Raw genomic sequence first — 2,652 nt, forward strand, 5'->3', positions numbered from 1 at the left:
CTTGCTGAAGTATGCCTTAAATGATAAAAGAATAAATTAAAGTACTGGATGACTGTCAATGAAATCAATAACCAGATGAACTTTGTGAATGATATTTATGGCTGGACAAATAGTGGTGCTCATTTTGGAAACTATGATAATCCAGAAGAAGCCATGTATCAGTGTGCACATCATACTTTAGTAGCAAGCGCAAAGGCAGTTAAGATTGGTAAAGAGATTAATCCTGATTTCTTAATTGGGAATATGATTTCTATGGTTCCTTTCTATCCTTATAGCTGTTCTCCTAAGGATCAGTTATTAGCACAGCAGTTAATGCATGATCGTTTCTTCTTTAGTGATGTGCAGTGTCGTGGACATTATCCTGCTTATGCATTAAAGATGTTTGAAAGAAAAGGGTTTAATATTAATATTACTGATGAAGATAAAAAAGCTTTATCAGAAGGTACTGTGGATTATATTGGATTTAGTTATTATATGTCTAATACAGTTAATTCTAATTCTATTAGGGATGTTTCTAGTACTACAGATGGTTCTAGTGAACATTCTGTTAAGAATCCATATATCAAAGAAACTGACTGGGGATGGGCTATTGATCCTGAAGGTTTAAGATATGTATTGAATCAATTCTATGAAAGATATGAACTACCAATGTTTATTGTAGAGAATGGTTTTGGTGCTATTGATAAGAAGGAAGAAGATGGCAGTTGTCATGATTCCTATCGTATTGATTATTTAAGAGCACATATTGAGCAGATGAAAAAAGCTGTAGAAGAAGATGGAGTCAATTTAATGGGTTATACACCTTGGGGTTGTATTGACTGTATTTCTTTTACTACAGGTGAAATGAAGAAGCGTTATGGCTTTATTTATGTAGATAGAGATAATGAAGGAAATGGTACATTAGAAAGAAGCAAGAAAGATTCTTATGAATGGTACAAAAAAGTGATTGCATCTAATGGTGAAGTATTATAATTGAATAAGGAGGTATTTTAAATGAGAAGAAAAGATAGAGAAATAACTGACTTTGATGAAATGATGAAAATCATTGCGAAATGTGATACATGCAGAGTTGCGATGTTTGATGAAACATTCCCTTATATCGTTCCTCTTAACTTTGGGACAGAGGTTGTTGATAATCAGCTCTATTTGTACTTTCATGGTGCAAAGATTGGTAAGAAGATTGATCTTATGAGAACCAATAAGAATGTTTGTTTTGAGATGGATTGTGAACATAATATTATTATGTATGATGAAAGAATGTCCTGTACTATGGGATATGAGAGTGTGATTGGTTATGGTGAAGTAGAGTTCTTAAGTGAAGAAGAGAAAATACATGGGTTAAAGGTATTAATGCGTCATTATCATGAAGAAGACTTCAAATTCAATACAAAGATGATTGGGGCTATTGAAGTATTTAGAATTAAAGTATTAAGTATGACTGGAAAAAAGAGAGATAATATTCATCCAGAAGAAAAAGTAAAGAGACATATTTCACTAGACTAGTATCAAAAAAGGTTATTCAAGCGCGAATAACCTTTTAATATATTTTAATTGAATATTTTTCGATCTTTTCCTGAAGGTACTTTAAATAGGAATACAAGGATAAAACCAATCGCAATAATAATGCTGGATAAAGCAAACAAGACTTGATAAGAAGAAACATCTAAGATTTGTCCAGCAATATTTTGGAAAATAATTGAACTTAAGTTTCTTAATGTTTGAACAAATGCGAGTGCTGTAATTTGATGTTCCTGCGGCACAAGTGTATTAACAACTTTTAAGTTAATCATAATAAACAACATACCTGATGGATGCTTTGTGACTAAAGTGACAAAAACTTTAAGGGGTAACCAAACATTGAAGGCATAACATAAGAACTGTATAGAAATCATTGTATAAGCAATAATAAGTAGCTTCTTATTAGAAAGTTTATCCATAAATTTATGTGAGAATAAAACAAGTGGTGCTTCACATATGACCGCAAATGACAAGATTGTAGAAACAATGTTTACTGGTAAACCATCATTTTGAAACATGGCAGGAATATATGTATTTGCCATATTTGTAATACCTTGGAAAACAGACGCAATGACTAAATAATACAAATATTTATGATTATGAAAAAGAGTGCTCGTTTTGGTTTTTTCTTCTTTTTCTTGAGCTAAATCATCTGGTGTTTCTGTTCCGAGTAAACCAATAATACAAAGAGTCATTGTGATAATGAAACAAACAAAGATGGCCGATGGTGAAATACATTGATAGATCATTCCTGCAAGCCATGATCCAATCGCATAACCAATTGTTCCCCATATTCTTATCTTTCCATATTGATAAGGTGATGAAGAAGCAATTTTTTCCATAACTGGGGTTGTCCCATTAATTAAAGTTAATACAAAACTATAACCAATAATAATCGCAATTAAACTATCTGCAAACATAAAGGCCAATCCACCTAAAGCAGCTAATCCAAATAAAACAAAGTTTACTTTCTTAACATCAAAGCAATCACTTAACATACCAATGACAGGTTGAAATATCATAGATGTTAGAAAAGAAGTAGAAACAACAAGTGAAACTTCACTTGCTTTAAAACCTTTATCTAATAGATAAACTGAGATTAAAGCTGAAAATACGGCCCATGATAAATAATAG

General features: G+C 31.6%; 2 protein-coding genes and 1 pseudogene. 2 read left to right on the plus strand and 1 reads right to left on the minus strand.

The features are described from left to right. Window positions 1-27: 27 nt before the first annotated feature. Window positions 28-972: pseudogene (locus tag ACT8VG_RS09760) on the plus strand (family 1 glycosylhydrolase); the annotation flags it as partial. A 21-nt stretch (window positions 973-993) separates the two neighbouring features. Then, on the plus strand, window positions 994-1,503 hold the full coding sequence (locus ACT8VG_RS09765; protein WP_444195750.1) for a pyridoxamine 5'-phosphate oxidase family protein: 510 nt from the start codon (window positions 994-996) through the stop codon (window positions 1,501-1,503). Window positions 1,504-1,547: 44 nt separating this feature from the next. Here the strand turns inward: ACT8VG_RS09765 and ACT8VG_RS09770 are convergent. Further along, window positions 1,548-2,652: MFS transporter (locus ACT8VG_RS09770; RefSeq protein ID WP_444195751.1), on the minus strand; the 1,105-nt coding region annotated here is incomplete at its 5' end.

Source organism: Catenibacterium sp. (assembly GCF_052354645.1).
In the GTDB taxonomy this organism is placed as follows: domain Bacteria; phylum Bacillota_I; class Bacilli_A; order Erysipelotrichales; family Coprobacillaceae; genus Catenibacterium; species Catenibacterium mitsuoka_A.

Excerpts from the sequence above, each read along its gene's own strand:
- ACT8VG_RS09765 (WP_444195750.1), top strand. The coding sequence starts at position 994 with ATGAGAAGAAAAGATAGAGAAATAACTGACTTTGATGAAATGATGAAA.